14 protein-coding genes and 2 tRNA genes are annotated in these 14,764 nt (G+C 66.1%); 11 read left to right on the top strand and 5 right to left on the bottom strand.

Going from position 1 to position 14,764, the window contains the following annotated elements; all coding sequences use genetic code 11:
• The first annotated feature begins 88 nt into the window (after positions 1-88).
• The 6 genes from hrcA (at position 89) to greB (ending at position 4,467) form a co-directional block, all read left to right on the top strand.
• On the top strand, positions 89-1,087 hold the full coding sequence (gene hrcA, locus HNP48_RS11610; protein WP_184857060.1) for a heat-inducible transcriptional repressor HrcA: 999 nt from the start codon (positions 89-91) through the stop codon (positions 1,085-1,087).
• A 51-nt stretch (positions 1,088-1,138) separates the two neighbouring features.
• A tRNA-Ile gene (locus tag HNP48_RS11605) sits at positions 1,139-1,215 on the top strand.
• Between the two features lie 388 nt (positions 1,216-1,603).
• Complete coding sequence (locus HNP48_RS11600) at positions 1,604-2,734, top strand: hypothetical protein (protein WP_184857059.1); 1,131 nt, start codon at positions 1,604-1,606, stop codon at positions 2,732-2,734.
• Between the two features lie 293 nt (positions 2,735-3,027).
• Positions 3,028-3,104 (top strand) — tRNA-Arg (locus tag HNP48_RS11595).
• 283 nt (positions 3,105-3,387) lie between these two features.
• Entirely contained in the window at positions 3,388-3,834 is a 447-nt protein-coding gene (locus HNP48_RS11590) for a hypothetical protein (RefSeq protein WP_184857058.1), read from the top strand.
• Between the two features lie 39 nt (positions 3,835-3,873).
• Positions 3,874-4,467, top strand: a complete 594-nt coding sequence (gene greB, locus HNP48_RS11585) for a transcription elongation factor GreB (protein ID WP_184857057.1) — start codon at positions 3,874-3,876, stop codon at positions 4,465-4,467.
• A 33-nt stretch (positions 4,468-4,500) separates the two neighbouring features.
• Here greB and HNP48_RS11580 read toward each other — a convergent pair whose 3' ends face one another.
• The 4 genes from HNP48_RS11580 to HNP48_RS11565 form a co-directional block, all read right to left on the bottom strand.
• Positions 4,501-6,774 carry a bifunctional (p)ppGpp synthetase/guanosine-3',5'-bis(diphosphate) 3'-pyrophosphohydrolase gene (locus HNP48_RS11580; RefSeq protein WP_184857056.1) on the bottom strand — a complete coding sequence of 758 codons (2,274 nt, stop codon included), beginning with the start codon at positions 6,772-6,774 and terminating at the stop codon, positions 4,501-4,503.
• Positions 6,775-6,872: 98 nt separating this feature from the next.
• Entirely contained in the window at positions 6,873-7,076 is a 204-nt protein-coding gene (gene rpoZ, locus HNP48_RS11575; RefSeq protein WP_005794722.1) for a DNA-directed RNA polymerase subunit omega, read from the bottom strand.
• Between the two features lie 17 nt (positions 7,077-7,093).
• Positions 7,094-7,714 (bottom strand): guanylate kinase, encoded by a 621-nt coding sequence (gene gmk, locus HNP48_RS11570; RefSeq protein ID WP_184857055.1) that lies wholly within the window; start codon positions 7,712-7,714, stop codon positions 7,094-7,096.
• A gap of 37 nt (positions 7,715-7,751) precedes the next feature.
• On the bottom strand, positions 7,752-8,669 hold the full coding sequence (locus tag HNP48_RS11565) for a YicC/YloC family endoribonuclease (RefSeq protein WP_184857054.1): 918 nt from the start codon (positions 8,667-8,669) through the stop codon (positions 7,752-7,754).
• Positions 8,670-8,744: 75 nt separating this feature from the next.
• Here HNP48_RS11565 and HNP48_RS11560 point away from each other — a divergent pair, with 75 nt between their 5' ends.
• The 5 genes from HNP48_RS11560 to hemW all read left to right on the top strand — a co-directional run bounded on the left by HNP48_RS11560 (position 8,745) and on the right by hemW (position 13,471).
• The gene (locus tag HNP48_RS11560; RefSeq protein ID WP_110539473.1) at positions 8,745-9,761 is read left to right on the top strand and encodes a serine/threonine-protein kinase; all 1,017 of its coding nucleotides are present in this window, start codon (positions 8,745-8,747) and stop codon (positions 9,759-9,761) included.
• Complete coding sequence (locus HNP48_RS11555) at positions 9,758-10,660, top strand: PP2C family serine/threonine-protein phosphatase (protein ID WP_184857053.1); 903 nt, start codon at positions 9,758-9,760, stop codon at positions 10,658-10,660. Before HNP48_RS11560 ends, HNP48_RS11555 begins: the two co-directional genes overlap by 4 nt.
• A 137-nt stretch (positions 10,661-10,797) precedes the next feature.
• Positions 10,798-11,526 carry a ribonuclease PH gene (gene rph / locus HNP48_RS11550; protein WP_184857052.1) on the top strand — a complete coding sequence of 243 codons (729 nt, stop codon included), beginning with the start codon at positions 10,798-10,800 and terminating at the stop codon, positions 11,524-11,526.
• A 47-nt stretch (positions 11,527-11,573) separates the two neighbouring features.
• The gene (rdgB, locus tag HNP48_RS11545; RefSeq protein WP_184857051.1) at positions 11,574-12,173 is read left to right on the top strand and encodes an RdgB/HAM1 family non-canonical purine NTP pyrophosphatase; all 600 of its coding nucleotides are present in this window, start codon (positions 11,574-11,576) and stop codon (positions 12,171-12,173) included.
• Positions 12,174-12,193: 20 nt separating this feature from the next.
• Positions 12,194-13,471, top strand: coding sequence for a radical SAM family heme chaperone HemW (gene hemW, locus HNP48_RS11540; protein WP_184857050.1), 1,278 nt, complete (start codon positions 12,194-12,196; stop codon positions 13,469-13,471).
• Between the two features lie 36 nt (positions 13,472-13,507).
• On the opposite strand, the gene HNP48_RS11535 is transcribed toward hemW, so the two are convergent.
• A complete protein-coding gene (locus HNP48_RS11535; RefSeq protein WP_184857049.1) occupies positions 13,508-14,695 on the bottom strand; it encodes an MFS transporter in 1,188 nt (395 codons plus the stop codon).
• Positions 14,696-14,764 lie beyond the last annotated feature (69 nt).

The raw sequence follows: 14,764 nt of genomic DNA, 5'->3' as shown, positions 1-14,764 counted from the left end.
TGCTAGTGCATCCCATGCGGACTTCTCCGTACAACGATAGACGAAAGGCGACAGGGAAACACCCGCTTCCCTCATTAAAATCGACCGCATGCTTGATGACCGTGCCAAGTTGCTGCTCAAGGCGCTCGTGGAGCGCTACATAGCCGACGGACAGCCCGTGGGCTCGCGCACGCTGTCGCGCGCCTCCGGCATGGACCTGTCGCCGGCGACCATCCGCAACGTGATGGCCGACCTCGAAGAACTCGGCCTGATCGCCAGCCCGCACACCTCGGCCGGGCGCATTCCCACCGCCAAGGGCTACCGCCTGTTCGTCGACACGATGTTGACCGTGCAGCGTGACCCTTTGATTTCACCGCCGCTGGCGCCCGAGCAGCCGCAGAAGGTGATTGCCAATGCCGCCAACCTGCTGTCCAACCTGTCGCAGTTCGTGGGGGTGGTGATGGCGCCACGGCGCACCTCGGTGTTCCGGCACATCGAATTCCTGCGCCTGTCGGAGCGGCGCTTCCTCGTGATCATCGTCTCCCCCGAGGGCGACGTGCAGAACCGCGTGATCTTCACCGACATCGACCACTCGCAGTCGCAACTGATCGAGGCCGCCAATTTCCTCAACGCCAACTACGCCGGCCTGGCCATGGAGCAGGTGCGCGAGCGCCTCAAGGGCGAGGTGGATGCGCTGCGCGGCGAGATCGGCACGCTCATGCAAGCGGCCGTCAATGTGGGCTCGGAGGGCGAGGCGCAGGACGAGGTGGTCATCTCCGGTGAGCGCAACCTGCTGTCCGTGAGCGATTTTTCGAGCGACATGGGCAATCTGCGCCGCGCCTTCGACCTTTTCGAGCAGAAGACCCAGATCCTGCGACTCATGGATTTCTCCAGCCAGGCAGAGGGTGTGCGCATCTACATTGGCGGTGAAAGCCAGGTCGTGCCCTTCGAGGAGCTCTCCATCGTGAGCTCCCCTTATGAGGTGGATGGCAAGGTGGTGGGAACGCTCGGCGTGATCGGCCCCACGCGCATGCCCTATGACCGCATGATCCAGATCGTGGACATCACGTCCAAGCTGGTGTCCAACGCGCTGAGCCACCGCCGCTGAGCGCCTGGTTGCCCCTACAATACCGCGTGCCCCATCTTCGGTCAGGTACACGGGGCGTTAGCTCAGTTGGTTAGAGCAGAGGACTCATAATCCTTTGGTCGCGGGTTCAAGTCCCTCACGCCCTACCATATCCCTTCTGGCATGGTTGCTATCAAGATGGCAGCTACTGACCCGCCTGGCGGGGAGTGCCAAGTCATATTTCCTCCCCCTGCCTTGCAGCACACGCTGCAATGTCGCTCCACGCTACCCCCCTGGCCGGGGAGGGCCTGCCAGGGCGTCCGCATGTAACTTGTGCGCCGAATCACTGCGGCGATGCAACGTTACCGTTACGATGCAAAGACACGTTATGTCACGTTTGCAGGCCTGCAGGGGTGGGGCTGGCAGCGCGCAGGCGTGGTGCATGTCAGAACGATAGGCCAAACGGTCCTGGCATTCGCAGTTTCTCCCCGAAATGGCGGCCCTGGGTGAAGCGGGCCGCGAGCGCGTGCCCGGTCATTTTTATTTTTGGAGTCCTCGATGCGGTATCTCATTGTTTTATTTTTGTCGGCGCTGACCACCTTTGCCCAGGCTGCGAACTTTGTTTCGATGCACCAGTCTGCGCACAAGATCGCGCTGCCGCCAGCGCCTGGCACTTTCAACTACACCTTTGACACCAAGGTCGGCTTCAAGGCGCAGTACGCGCCGACTGGCGTGACGGGTTGCGCCATCGGCTTTGGCACCGGCGGCTGTGCCTTCCCTGGCGCGGGCTCCCTGTCCCTGCCCGAATTCACCGGTTTCCAGATGCAGAACCAGGAATTCAAGATCTTCATCCCCGCGGGTACGCGTTCCTTCCTGTTCTCGGGCTACGCCCCGCAGGGCACCCAGTCGGCCTTCGTGCTGCGCTATGGCAAGGAGCCCACCCGCGTTGCGGCCCTGAGTGGCGCCGAATACCAGAACGCGCAGACCAGCGAGCGCATCGACACCTCGTTCTCGCGCCTGATCAAGGAAGACGTCGACCACTTCGTCGTGCACGACGGCGGCGGCACCCTGCGTTTCGTGGGTGGCCAGCTCGATGCCAACCGCAGCAGCACCGACCAGGGCAAGTGGCTCTACGTGCGCCAACTGAGCGGTGCCGCGCTCTTCGACTACCAGGGCGCCATCGACGTGGACATGCCCAAGTACGCCGCTGGCTACAACGCCATCACCTGGACCACCAGCGCCTTCCCGGATCCCGTGGATGCTGCCAGCCCTGGCGGCGGTGGCGGTACCACCAACCCACCGGCAACCGGCACGACGGTCACCACCACGGTGGCTTCCGCCGCCGGCCAGGCCCTCAAGCTGGACATCGCGATGACCCAGTCGGCTGCAGAGGTCGCGGCCAATCCGCAGATCAGCGCCTGGGTGGCTGCGCGCATCCCCGCCAACGGCCTGTTCTACACAACGGACGTCTGGTTCTTCCGCAAGGTCGATGGCTGGGCCCAACTGGTGCTGCCTTTCCCCGAGAGCGTGGCCTATTCCAGCCTGGGTACGAACGCCACCAGCCTGAAGTTCACGCCCTCGATGGACCTGACGGACACGGACCTGCGTGCCTTCAATGTCGAAATCTACTTTGGCTACAAGACCAGCACGGGCGCCTTTGTGAGCAAGGGCAAGGTCTGGCCCCAGTAAGTAAATGGGGCGGCGCATTGGCGCCATGCCCGCCTGCACCAAAAGGCCCTTCGGGGCCTTTTTGCATGGCGCCGCCGAGCGGCGGCGCAAGCAGACGCGCCGTGGAGGGCGTGCGCATGATTGAAGCGCAGGCCAATAAATTTGGCCTTTTTGCCTGAAGCCCCCGTTGGCGTGCGCTACAATACGTGCAGCAGACGAGTTCTGTGATTGCCCCAGGGTTTCACGTTGAGGCAAACACAGCAAGCAGCGATTTTTTGAAATGTTGAAAAATCCATGCTATAATTCGAAGCTTAGCGGCTGTAGCTCAGCTGGATAGAGTACTTGGCTACGAACCAAGGGGTCGTGGGTTCGATTCCTGCCAGCCGCACCAACAGGTAAGCCCTGATATCGCAAGGTATCAGGGCTTTTTCCTTTGTGCCTCCGTGCTTTCGCCCGCGCTCGCCGGTTGAGGAAATTGGGGGGACTGCTTTCCCTGCGGTGCGCAGTTCGCCGCGTACCGTGCCCGGCGGGCCGATGACCCCTTTGGGGGATGAAGGAGGCCTGCCGACACCCCTCCGACTGCCTTATGCTGCTGCTCCAGCAAGGCATGCAGCCGCTTCGAGCTGCCGCCAACCTGAGGGATGGGAATGGGCAAGGGAAAAAGGTCGCGGGGCGTGTCCACGCTGGTCTTCATGGGCGGCCTGGCTGTGCTGCTGGTAGCGGCAATGGCCTGGGGTGGCTACCAGAGGGCGCAGCGCAAGGCCGAGGCAGCCCAGGCCATCGTGCTGGCCCATGAGCGCTTGGACAAGGCGCACAGGCAGTGGATGGAGGCCATGCAGGTGGTCCGGAGCACGCCGCGCGTCGGTCTGTCCACCCCGGTGTTGACGATGCAGGCCCTGCGCCAGGAGGTGCAGGCGCTGGCGCTGCCCCGGTGCCTGGAGAAAAGCCGGGGGCATTTCGTGGCCGGCATGGACGCCCAGCTGGAAGGCATCGTGGCCTTCATCCGTGCGGACATGGACAAGGAGGCCCTGCGTGCCTACACCACGGCCAAGACACGGCTCATGAACGAGAACTTCGTGGAGTTCGGCAACAAGGCGTCCGCCTGCCCGGCGAACGGGTGAGCCCGGTGGGTGGTGCTGCCGCAGGGGTAACATGCCCCCATGAGCAAGGCATTCACCAAGGAATCCGACGCGCAGGCCGATGACGACGAAGGGCCTGCGCTGCCCCCCATTCCCCCGGGTTCGCGCAACTACATGACGCCTGCAGGCTATGCGCGGCTGCGTGGCGAGCTGCTGGACCTGATCGACAACGAGCGCCCGAAGATCGTCGAGGTCGTCCACTGGGCGGCCAGCAATGGCGACCGCTCCGAGAACGGCGATTACCTCTACGGCAAGAAGCGGCTGCGTGAGATCGACCGGCGCATCCGCTTTCTCACCAAGCGGCTCGAAGTGGCCGAGGTGGTGGACCCGTTGGTCCACGCCGGCAGCGACCAGGTGTTCTTCGGCGCCACCGTGAGCTATGTCGACGAGGAGGGTGTGACCAGCACCATCACCATCATGGGCATCGACGAGGCCGACAGTGGCCGCGGCCAGGTCAGCTGGATCTCGCCCGTGGCGCGCGCACTGCTCAAGAGCCGGGTGGGCGACGAAGTGCCGCTGCCCACGCCGGGCGGCGTGCGCTCGCTGGAGGTGCTGGAGGTGCGCTACGAGCGGCACGATCCGCCCGAGTCCGGCGCGGAGCAGTCGGCTTCATAGCAGGAGGAGGGCTGCCGCGCTGCGCGGCAGGGTTCACACCGCCGGGGTGATGCGGCTGGCGCGGATGACGGCCGGTGTGCGCCGCAGGTTGCGCAGGGCGGCTTCCACGTGGGCCTGGTCGCGCACGGCGACGATGAAGCGCAGGTCCGTGGTGTCCAGCGCCACCTCGTCGTCCATGTCCACATGGGTGATGTCGGCCTCGGCGCTGGCCAGGTCGGCCGCCACGCGGGCCAGCACGCCCTTGCCATTGGTGATGGTGACGACGATGCCGGTCTCGAACATGCGCACGGGCTCGTCTGCCCAGTCCACGGCGATGAAGCGCTCGCTGTCCTTGTGCTGCAGGCGCTTGGCCACGCCGCAGTGCGCGTTGTGAACCACCAGGCCCTCGCCGCGGCCCAGGTAGCCGACGATGCTGTCCCCCGGTACGGGGCGGCAGCAATGGGCGTATTGCACCGAGGCGTTCTCGCTGCCGTCCAGCGTGACGGCGCCCTGGGACAGCCGCTCGTGCGAGGTGTAGCGCTCGCGGCTGAGCAGCAGGGCGTCGGGCCGGTGGCCGTGCTCGGTCATCAGCACCATGAGCCGCTTGGCCACGATGCTGGCGATGCGCTTGCCCAGGCCCAGGTCGGTCATCAGCTCGGTGCGCGTGCGGTTGCCTGTGAAGCGCAGCAGCTTGTCCCACATCGGCTGGGTCTCTGCATTCACCGGGGGCAGTTGCTCCAGGCCTTCCGCGCGGATGGCCTGGGTCAGCAGCTTTTCGCCCAGGCCTTCGGACTCGGCATGCGCCAGGGTCTTGAGGTAGTGGCGGATCTTGGAGCGCGCGCGCCCCGTGCGCACAAAGCCCAGCCAGGCCGGGTTGGGTGTGGACACGGGGGCGGTGATGATCTCCACCACATCGCCATTCTTGAGCTCGGTGCGCAGCGGTACCTGCTCGTTGTTGATCTTGGCGGCCGTCGTGCGGTCGCCCACGTTGCTGTGGATGGCATAGGCAAAGTCCACCACCGTGGCGCCCCGGGGCAGGGCCATGATCTGGCTCTTGGGCGTGAACACATAGACCGCGTCGGGGAACAGGTCCACCTTGACGTGGTCCCAGAACTCGGCGGCATCGCGCGTCTCGTTCTGGATGTCGAGCAGCGACTGCAGCCACTTGGTGCCCAGGCGCTCGGCCGCCGTGCCGTCACCGTCCTGCGCCTTGTAGAGCCAATGGGCAGCCACGCCGGCCTCGGCGATGACGTGCATCTCCTCGGTGCGCATCTGGAACTCGATGTTCACGCCCGAGGGGCCGACCAGCGTGGTGTGCAGCGACTGGTAGCCATTGAGCTTGGCGATCGCGATGTGGTCCTTGAACTTGCCGGGTACCGGCTTGTACATCTGGTGCAGCACCCCGAGGGCGGTGTAGCAGTCGGTCACTGTGGGCACGATGACGCGAAAGCCGTACATGTCCGTCACCTGGGCAAAGCTCAGGTGCTTCTGGTCCATCTTCTGGTAGATGGCGTAGAGCGTCTTTTCGCGCCCGGCCAGGCGCACCTGCATGCCGATGCGCGAGAAGGCGGCATCCACCTCGCTTTGCACGCGCTGCACCAGGTCGCGGCGGCGGTTGCGCGACTTGTTGACCGCCTTGGCCAGCGTGGCGTAACGCCAGGGATGCAGGTGGCGGAACGACAGGTCCTGCAGCTCGCGGTAGGTCTGGTTCAGGCCCAGGCGGTGGGCAATGGGGGCGTAGATCTCCAGCGTTTCCGAGGAGATGCGGCCCCACTTGCTGCGCGGCATGTCCGACAGTGTGCGCATGTTGTGCGTGCGGTCGGCCAGCTTGATGAGGATGACGCGCACATCGCGCGCCATGGCCAGCAGCATCTTGCGGAAGGACTCGGCCTGGTTCTCTTCGCGCGTGTTGAACTGCAGCTTGTCCAGCTTGGTGAGCCCGTCCACCAGCTCGGCCACAGGGGCGCCGAAGCGCTCGATCAGGTCCACCTTGGTGACGCCGCAGTCTTCCATGGCGTCGTGCAGCAGGGCAGCCATCAGGGCCTGGGCGTCGAGCTTCCAGGTGGCGCACTGGGCCGCCACGGCAATCGGGTGGGTGATGTAGGGCTCGCCGCTGTTGCGCAGCTGGCCCAAGTGGGCCTCGTCGGCAAAGCGGTAGGCCTGGCGCACCTGCTCGATGCTGTGCGCGTCCAGGTAGTCCAGGTTGTCGGTGAGCGCGGCAAAGCTGGCGGCCGCTGCATTGGCCGCCGCAGCGGATGCACTGGCCGGCGCATGGGTGTCGCCAGGCCGGGCAGTTGCTGCCGAGGGAGTGTTGAACACCGCGTTCATGCCTTAAATGTAGCGCGGGTACGCGATACGGGTCGGCAGGGCAAAAAAAAGCACCGCATGGCAGCGGTGCTCTCGGGGGCCGGGGCCCTTGCCCAGACTCAACCAGGAACCTTCTTGAGCATTTCCAGGCCGACCTTGCCTTCGGCGATCTCGCGCAGCGCGGTCACGGCGGGCTTGTTGCGGCTTTCGATGCGCGGGGCGTGGCCCTGGCTCAGCATGCGGGCACGGTAGGTGGCCGCCAGCACGAGCTGGAAGCGGTTGGGGATCTTTTCCAGGCAATCTTCTACGGTGATGCGTGCCATCGGTGTACTCCGGGGATTCAGGTGATGTTGAGCGACTGGAAGGTGTCAGCGCGGGCGCGGCGCTGCGCGGCGTACTTCAGGCGCTGGGCGTGAACGACGGCCTTCAGGTCGAAAAGCGCGCGCTCGAACAGTTCATTGATTATAACGAAGTCGAATTTGCCCACTTCCGCCATTTCGGTGGCGGCGTTCTTCAGGCGCACCTCGATCACCTCGGGCGAGTCCTCGCCCCGGCGCTCCAGGCGCGAGCGCAGTTCCTCCCAGCTCGGCGGCAGGATGAACACCAGGATGGCGTTGGCAAAGGCCTGGCGGATCTGCAGCGCGCCCTGGAAGTCGATCTCCAGGATCACGTCCGAACCCTGGGCGATGCGCTCCTCGATCGCCTTCTTGGAGGTGCCATAGCGGTTGCCATGCACATGGGCCCATTCGACGAAGGCATTGGCCTCGACCATGGCGTCGAACTCGGACTGCGAGGCGAAATAGTAGTCGCGGCCGTGCTTTTCCTGTCCGCGCGGTGCACGTGTGGTGTGCGAGATGGACAGGTGGACATGCGAGTCCAGCTCCAGCAGGGCCTTGACCAGGCTGGATTTGCCGGCACCGCTGGGGGCCGCCACGACGAAAAGGTTTCCTGGATAGTCCATAGGTGAAGGTGTGCGCCGGGCGCTCAAACCATGAATGTCATTCGATATTTTGCACCTGCTCGCGCATCTGCTCGATCAGGACCTTCATGTCCACGCTGATGCGCGTGAGGTCCAGTGCGGCCGACTTGGAGCCCAGGGTGTTGGCTTCGCGGTGCAGCTCCTGGATCAGGAAATCGAGGCGCTTGCCGACCTCGCCACCCTTCTTGAGCAGGCGCTCGATCTCGTCCAGGTGCGAATCCAGGCGGGTGATCTCCTCGGCCACGTCGATGCGGATGGCGAAGGCGGTTGCCTCGGTCAGGGCGCGGTCGCGGGCGGCTTCGGGGGGCGTGGCGCCGTCGGTCAGGGCCATGGCCTCTTTCCAGCGCTCCATGAAGCGCTGGCGCTGCTGTTCCACCAGCAGGGGAACCATGGGCACAGCCTGCTGCGCCAGCTCGCGCAACTGCTTGACGCGGTCCTGCAGCATGGCAGCCAGGCGCTTGCCTTCGCGTTCGCGGGCGGCCAGCAGGGCGGCCAGGGCTTCCTCGGCCAAGGCGGGCACGGCCTCGCTCCAGTCCTCGGATCCCGGGTGGGCGTTGGCACACAGGCGCAGGGCGTCGGCCACGCTCAGCGGCGCGGCATTGGGCAGCCAGGACTTGACCGAATCCTGCAGGGAATTGAGGCGCTGCAGCAGCCGGGCGGGCGGGTCCTGCAGGGTATTGCTGTCTTCATTCTCCAGCGCGGCGCGCACCTCCACCTTGCCGCGCTTGAGCTTGGCGGTCAGCAGGGCCCGCAGGGCGGGCTCCAGGGCACGCAGCTCGTCGGGCAGCCTGAACGACAGGTCCAGGAAGCGGCTGTTGACCGAGCGGATCTCCAGCCCCAGGCGGCGCGCCTGTGCGGCGCGGCCCTCGGTTTCAGCGCCGGCGGCGGATGTGCCGTGCTGCGCGCTGGCATAGCCGGTCATGCTGTAAACTGGCATTGGACTTTTTGATGGTTGCTTGCGATCCGGCGATTATCCGGGTTCCGCCTTACCCCCGAGTCATCTTCGCAAAATATGTCAAAAATCAAGCCGGCCCCCTTGCCACCCGATACCGCGATTGGTGGTTACCGTGTGGTGCGCCGCTTGTCGTCCGGTGGCTTCGGGGTGGTTTACCTGGCCCTCGATACCGAAGGCCAGCAGGTCGCCATCAAGGAGTACCTGCCCTCGTCCCTGGCCACGCGCGCCCCGGGCGAGCTGCTGCCCAAGGTGCCGTCCGAGAAACTCTCGTTGTACCGCCTGGGCCTCAAAAGCTTCTTTGAAGAAGGGCGGGCCCTGGCGCAGATCTCGCACGCTTCCGTGGTGAGCGTGCTCAATTTCTTCCGCGAGAACGAAACCGTCTACATGGTGATGAACTACCTGGAGGGCGCGACCCTGCAGGACTTCATCATCACCGCGCGCGACCTCAAGACCCAGAAGGTCTTCCGCGAATCGACCATCCGCTCGCTCTTCGACGAAGTGCTGCGCGGCCTGCGCATCGTGCACCAGCACAAGATGCTGCACCTGGACATCAAGCCGGCCAACATCTTCATCACCGACGACAACAAGGCCGTGATGATCGACTTCGGCGCGGCGCGCGAGGTGCTGTCCAAAGAGGGCAATTTCATCCGCCCGATGTATACGCCCGGCTTCGCCGCGCCCGAGATGTACCGGCGCGACTCGTCCATGGGCCCCTGGACCGACATCTACGCCATCGGCGCCTGCATCTATGCCTGCATGCAGGGCTTTCCGCCCAACGAAGCGCCCCAGCGCATCGAGAAGGACCGGCTCTCGCTGGCACTGACCAAGCTGCGTGGCGTGTACTCCGACAACCTCATCGAGGTGGTGGAGTGGTGCATGGCGCTCGATCCGCTGTCGCGCCCGCAGTCGGTGTTCGCCCTGCAAAAGGAACTCAGCCGCGAAGGCGAGCGCCGCTACACCAAGCTCACGGTGGCCGAGAAGATGCGCCTGCAGCTCGATACCCTGGTGTCCGACACCAAGAAGAATGTGCAGAAGGTGGGTGAAGCCACCGGGATCGGAGCGAAACCCAAATGAAGTTCTCCGTATTCCAGATCAGCCGCCGCGGCGGCCGCGAGAAGAACGAAGACCGCATGGGCTACTGCTACACGCGCGAGTCGGGCCTGTTCGTTCTGGCCGACGGCATGGGCGGCCACCCCGAGGGCGAGGTGGCGGCGCAGATCGCGCTGCAGACCGTCTCGGCGCTGTTCCAGCGCGAGGCCAAGCCCCAGCTCAAGGACGTGCAGGAATTCCTCTCGGGCGCCTTGCTGGCAGCCCACCACCAGATCCTGCGCTACGCCACCGACAAGGGCATGCTGGACACGCCGCGCACCACGCTGGTAGCGGCCGTGGTGCAGGCCGGCACGGCCACCTGGATCCATTGCGGTGACTCGCGCCTTTACATGGTGCGTGACGGCGACCTGCTTACGCGCACGCGCGACCACTCGTACATGGAGCTGCGCAACAACCCGCCGCCGGGGCTGGAGCGCATCAACCGCAACGTGCTGTTCACCTGCCTGGGCTCGCCCACCAAGCCCATCTACGACATCACCGGACCGGTCTACCTGGAGCAGGGTGACCGCATCCTGCTGTGCTCCGACGGCCTGTGGGGCACGCTCAGCGATGAGGAAATCGCCAAGCAGATGGCCCAGCAGGCCGTGTCGCATGCCGTGCCCGAGCTGGTGGAGGATGCCCTGCGCAAGGCTGGCGACAGCAGCGACAACGTGACCGTGGTGGCGCTGGAGTGGGAGACGCCCGATGCCTTCGAGTCGACCCAGGGCGTGTCCACCGACAGCATCAGCGACGATGTGTTCGCCTCCACCATCCAGGCCGGTCCGCTCGACGGGCTGGTGGACGACCTGGACGACGAGGCCATCGAGCGCTCGATCGCCGAGATCAACGAAGCCATCCGCCGCTCTGCAGCACGGAAGGCCTGACGAGCACGCGGTGCCTTGCCGGCCTGCTCCCTGGGGGGACGGCCGGCCGTTGGGCGGCGCCTGATGAAACCTCTGCCTTTTGCAACTGCGCCACTTGGGGTGCGTGCGAGGGCTTTTTCTTCGATATCGGAAACACCATGACCGCTTTCACCCGCACCGGCGCCCGCGCCGCCGACCAACTGCGCCCCGTGCGTATCACGCGCCACTACACCATGCACGCCGAAGGCTCGGTGCTCATCGAATTCGGCAACACCAAGGTGCTGTGCACGGCATCGGTGGAGGAGCGTGTGCCTCCGCACAAGCGCGGCAGCGGTGAAGGCTGGGTCACGGCCGAGTACGGCATGCTGCCGCGCGCCACCCACAGCCGCAGCGACCGCGAGGCCGCGCGCGGCAAGCAGAACGGTCGCACGCAGGAGATCCAGCGCCTCATCGGCCGCAGCCTGCGCGCGGTGTTTGACCTGAAGCTGCTGGGCGAGCGCACCATCCAGCTCGACTGCGATGTGATCCAGGCCGACGGCGGCACCCGCACTGCTGCCATCACCGGCGCCTGGGTGGCCGCGCAGGATGCGGTCACCAAGCTGCTGGCCGCTGGCAAGATCACCCAGTCGCCGTTGATCCAGCCTGTGGCCGCCATTTCGGTCGGCATTGTCGAAGGCACGCCCCTGCTGGACCTGGAGTACGTGGAAGACGTGGGCTGCGACACCGACATGAACGTGGTCATGACCGGTGCCGGACACTATGTGGAAGTGCAGGGCACGGCCGAAGGCGTGGCCTTCACGCGCAAGGAAATGGATGCGCTGCTGGCCCTGGCCGAAAAAGGCATCGCCGAGCTGATTGCGCTGCAGCAGCAGGCTTTGCGCGACTGATTGATTTCCCCGGGCCGCCAGCGGCACCGACCACAACGATTTGCACGATGAAACTGGTTCTCGCTTCCAACAACCGCGGCAAGCTGGCCGAACTGCAGGCCATGCTGGCCCCCCTCTCGGTCGAGCTGGTGCGCCAGGGCGACCTGGGCGTGGGCGAGGCCGATGAGCCCTTCCACACCTTTGTCGAGAACGCCCTGGCCAAGGCACGTTTTGCCGCCACCCACACCGGCCTGCCGGCCCTGGCCGATGACGCCGGCCTGTGCGTGGACGCCTTTGGCGGCCTGCCGGGCGTGGCAACGGCCTACTACGCCACGCAGTTCGGCTATGAAAAGGGCGATGACACCAATGTGCGCGCCCTCCTGGAGCAGATGCAGCACATCGACCAGCGCCGCGCCGCCATGGTCAGCACCCTGGTCGCGGTGCGCAGCCCCGAAGACCCCGAGCCTCTGATCGCCGTGGGCCGGGTGGTCGGCGAGATCGCGCGCGCGCCGCGCGGCAGCAACGGCTTCGGCTTCGATCCCGTGATGTTCATCCCCGAGTTCGGCAAGACCTTTGCCGAGCTGCCTGTGGAGGTGAAGAACGCCCACAGCCACCGCGGCCGCTCGGCCCAGCAGATGCTGGCGCTGATGCGCGAGCGCTGGTTCTGAGGCTCCGCACTGGCGATTCCATGGCCCACATTCCCATCGTCCCCGACAGCGAGGCGGCACAGCCCGCCGTGGTGCGCGACATCCAGCACTACATGCGCGGCGGCCTGCTGCAACTGCAGAGCCTGCCGCCGCTGTCGCTGTACGTGCACCTGCCCTGGTGCATCCGCAAGTGCCCGTACTGCGACTTCAACTCGCACGAGTACCGCAGTGCTGCCGCCGGGGCCGACGCGGCGCATGCCGCCCCCGGCGAGGTGCCCGAGCAGCGCTACATCGATGCGCTGATGGCCGACCTGGAGGCCGCGCTGCCTCTCATCTGGGGGCGCTCGGTGCACAGCATCTTCATCGGCGGTGGGACGCCCAGCCTGTTCTCGCCCCAGGCCATCGATCGCCTGGTGGGCGACATCCGCGCGCGCATGCGCCTGGAGGCCGACTGCGAGATCACCATGGAGGCCAACCCCGGCACCTTCGAGAAGGACCGCTTCCGGGCCTTCCGTGCAGCGGGCATCACGCGCCTGTCCATCGGCGTGCAGAGCTTCAACGACCGGCACCTGAAAGCGCTGGGCCGCGTGCACGACCGCGCCCAGGCCCTGGCCGCTGTACAGGAGGCGGCCGAGGCCTTCGACACCTTCAACCTCGACATCATGTACGCGCTGCCCGGGCAGACGCTGGCCGAGCTGGAGGAAGATGTGGGCCTGGCCCTGTCGCTCCGGCCCCCGCACATCTCGATCTACCACCTCACCATCGAGCCCAACACCTACTTCGCCAAGTACCCGCCGGCCATCCCCGAGGACGACCAGGCCTATGCCATGCTCGATCGCATCACCGAGATGACGGGCCAGGCAGGCTTGGCGCGCTACGAGATATCGGCCTATGCGCAAGCCGGCCACCAGTGCTTCCACAACACCAATTACTGGCAGTTCGGCGACTACCTGGGCATCGGCGCGGGGGCGCACAGCAAGCTCAGCTTTGCCCACCGCGTGGTGCGCCAGGTGCGCTTTCGCGACCCGGCGCGCTACATGGAGAACGCCCTGGCCGGCCATGCCGTTGCGCAGGACGAAGAGGTGCGCCGCGCCGACCTGCCGTTCGAGTACATGCTCAACGCCCTGCGCCTGCGCGCCGGCTTCGAGCTCAAGGACTTCACCGAGCGCACCGGCTTGCCCATCACGGCCATCTCCAAGGCACTGGAGAAGGCCGAGGCCAAGGGCTTGATCGAGCGCAGCCTGGGCGGCCATGTGCGCCCCACCGAGCGGGGCTTTGACTTCCTGAGCGACCTGCAGGAGTTGTTCCTGGCCGACTGATTGATCGGTTGATTGATCGATGGACCGATCGAGGTCCTACCCCGTGCTGCGCTGCAGCCGCCACAGCGCAAGCAGCGAGCCCAGCGACAGGATCGAGATGCCGAAGGCCAGCCACAGGGCCGCGCGTGGCCCGGCCGATGTCATGATGGCTGCGAACGCAGGGGGCGCCGCTGCGAACGAGAGGTTCAGCGGCATGGCCAGCCGCGCCGACGCGCGCGCGTAGGCACCGGCCGGAAAGATCTGCAGCGGCAGCGTGGCCCGGTTCACGGCGATCACCCCGCCCGCCACGCCATAGACCACGGCGAACAGCAGTGCGCCGGAGAAGCTGCTGGTCTGCAGCAGCACGATGAAGCTCAGCGGGAACAGCGCCGACGCGACCAGGCCCAGGGCAAAGCCCGACCAGCGCCCTCCGCCCACGAAGTCGAACAACCGCCCCGCCCACTGCGCGATGCCGATGAAGGATGCAGCCGCCAACGCACTGGCATGGCTGAGCCCTGCCGCTTCGAACAGGATGATGATGGTCAGCGCAAAGCCCCAGGTCACGAAGCCGTTGGAGGCAAAGGTCATGGCCAGCAGCACAAAGCGCGAGCGGTCGATGGGCGCCGTCTCGGCGCCCGCCTGTGCCATGGCCTTTTCACGGGGATGGCGGGCCAGCATCGCCCAATGCAGCGGCAGGCACACCAGCAGCATCAGCGCACCGAAGCAGAGAGTGGCTGCGCGCCATCCCCACTGCGCCTGCAGCAGCCCGGTGAGCGGCCAGAACAGGGTGGAGGTCAGTCCCCCGGCCAGGATCAGGACGCCGAGCGCCCGGCGCGCCTGGTCGCCTGCGATCTCGGTCACCGCGATCTGGGCGGGCGTGGTCAGCATGCCCGCGCCGGCCAGGCCCAGCAGCGTCCAGGCCAGCAGGTAGGAGACGGGGCCCTGGGCCAGGCCCACGAGCATGAGCCCCAGGGCGCCGAGCAGCGAACCCAGCACCATCACCGGGCGTGCGCCATGGCGCTCGAACACCGCACCCAGCGGCCAGGAGACCAGGGCCATCACGACCAGCATGGCTGTTGGGCCGGCCATCGCCAGGGGCAGGGGCAGCCCCAGGTCGGCCGCCATGGCCGGGCCCGTAACGGCCGGCAGCCAGAAGGTGGAGCCCCAGCCGATGAGCTGGGTGAGCGACAGCGCGGCGACGGCGCGGATGGTGGGGGTGGGGGCGGTGAGCGAGCGCAGGGGCATCGGACGGAGACCTGCGGCGCCAAGGGAGGAAAAAAGAAAGAAGGCGGCGGCCGCCTCTCGCATGATATC

This window comes from Acidovorax soli (assembly GCF_014207955.1).
GTDB classification, from domain to species: Bacteria; Pseudomonadota; Gammaproteobacteria; order Burkholderiales; family Burkholderiaceae_C; genus Acidovorax; species Acidovorax soli_A.
This window is presented reverse-complemented; position numbering and strand designations above follow the sequence as displayed.

What these genes read in the sequence shown, in the direction of transcription:
- rpoZ (WP_005794722.1), bottom strand. Translation starts at nt 7,076, where the DNA reads ATGGCACGCATCACCGTAGAAGATTGCCTGGAAAAGATCCCCAACCGC.
- hemW (WP_184857050.1), top strand. Translation starts at nt 12,194, where the DNA reads ATGGCCCACATTCCCATCGTCCCCGACAGCGAGGCGGCACAGCCCGCC.
- HNP48_RS11555 (WP_184857053.1), top strand. Translation starts at nt 9,758, where the DNA reads ATGAAGTTCTCCGTATTCCAGATCAGCCGCCGCGGCGGCCGCGAGAAG.
- HNP48_RS11600 (WP_184857059.1), top strand. Translation starts at nt 1,604, where the DNA reads ATGCGGTATCTCATTGTTTTATTTTTGTCGGCGCTGACCACCTTTGCC.
- HNP48_RS11580 (WP_184857056.1), bottom strand. Translation starts at nt 6,774, where the DNA reads ATGAACGCGGTGTTCAACACTCCCTCGGCAGCAACTGCCCGGCCTGGC.
- greB (WP_184857057.1), top strand. Translation starts at nt 3,874, where the DNA reads ATGAGCAAGGCATTCACCAAGGAATCCGACGCGCAGGCCGATGACGAC.
- rph (WP_184857052.1), top strand. Translation starts at nt 10,798, where the DNA reads ATGACCGCTTTCACCCGCACCGGCGCCCGCGCCGCCGACCAACTGCGC.
- rdgB (WP_184857051.1), top strand. Translation starts at nt 11,574, where the DNA reads ATGAAACTGGTTCTCGCTTCCAACAACCGCGGCAAGCTGGCCGAACTG.
- HNP48_RS11560 (WP_110539473.1), top strand. Translation starts at nt 8,745, where the DNA reads ATGTCAAAAATCAAGCCGGCCCCCTTGCCACCCGATACCGCGATTGGT.
- HNP48_RS11535 (WP_184857049.1), bottom strand. Translation starts at nt 14,695, where the DNA reads ATGCCCCTGCGCTCGCTCACCGCCCCCACCCCCACCATCCGCGCCGTC.
- gmk (WP_184857055.1), bottom strand. Translation starts at nt 7,714, where the DNA reads ATGGACTATCCAGGAAACCTTTTCGTCGTGGCGGCCCCCAGCGGTGCC.
- hrcA (WP_184857060.1), top strand. Translation starts at nt 89, where the DNA reads ATGCTTGATGACCGTGCCAAGTTGCTGCTCAAGGCGCTCGTGGAGCGC.
- HNP48_RS11565 (WP_184857054.1), bottom strand. Translation starts at nt 8,669, where the DNA reads ATGCCAGTTTACAGCATGACCGGCTATGCCAGCGCGCAGCACGGCACA.